At 74.2% G+C, this 427-nt stretch carries 1 protein-coding gene; it reads left to right on the top strand.

Annotation, left to right across the window (positions count from 1 at the left end):
• Positions 1-427 (top strand): FAD-dependent monooxygenase (locus HK439_RS26530; RefSeq protein ID WP_190294475.1); only part of this gene is annotated, 427 nt, incomplete at both ends.

Raw genomic sequence — 427 nt, 5'->3', positions numbered from 1 at the left:
CGACTACACCGTGTTGAAGGACGCGCACTTCGGAGCTCGCGGGATCCCGCAGTCCCAGACCGAGGCGGTGCTGGAGGAGTGGGCCGGCGAACTCGGTACGGACATTCGCCGCGGCTGGGAATTCCGTGCCCTGGAACAGGACGACGACGGCGTGTCGGTCGCCGTGGCGGGTCCCGGCGGCGAGCACCGGCTGCGCGCCCAGTTCCTGGTGGGCGCCGACGGCGGGCAGAGCACGGTCCGCGCGGCCGCGGGCTTCGCGTTCCCCGGCACGTCGGCGACCCGTGGCATGTACCTCGCCGACGTGGTGGGCTGCCAGGTCAAGCCGCGCCCCCTGGGCGAGCGGCTGCCCGGCGGCATGGTGATGGCCGCGCCGCTGGCCGAAGGGATCGACCGCATCATCGTCTGCGAGCACGGCGCCCCGCCGGCC

It is taken from the genome of Roseibium aggregatum (assembly GCF_014692675.1).
GTDB lineage: Bacteria > Pseudomonadota > Alphaproteobacteria > Rhizobiales > Stappiaceae > Roseibium > Roseibium aggregatum_C.
The sequence above is the reverse complement of the archived record's forward strand: the minus strand, read 5'-3'. Positions and strand labels throughout refer to the sequence as shown.